General features: G+C 64.4%; 1 protein-coding gene. It reads left to right on the top strand.

The features are described 5' to 3' along the window. Positions 1-28: 28 nt before the first annotated feature. The coding region (locus SB658_RS27510; protein ID WP_410603735.1) for an ATP-binding cassette domain-containing protein at positions 29-236 on the top strand (208 nt) is incomplete at its 3' end.

The following is a 236-nucleotide window of genomic DNA, read 5'->3' on the forward strand; positions in this document are numbered from 1 at the left end:
GGTGGCCATGGAGGGGCTGGACCAGTTGATGGGTGCTGAACAGGAACGGCCACAGGGCGCCCGCTTCGTGCACAAGCCAAGGTTGCTGGGGGCATACCAGTTGCACGAGGTGCGGCTGGCGTTCGGCGAAGGCGCTTGGGTGGTGGACGTTCATGCGCTCTCCATAGCGCCGGGACAGAGGGTGGCGTTGCTCGGTGGAAACGGTGCTGGCAAGTCCAGTCTGTTGCGCCTGTTGT

The sequence above is a fragment of the Bacillus sp. SIMBA_008 genome, assembly GCF_046535495.1.
Classification (GTDB): Bacteria; Bacillota; Bacilli; order Bacillales; family Bacillaceae; genus Bacillus; species Bacillus subtilis.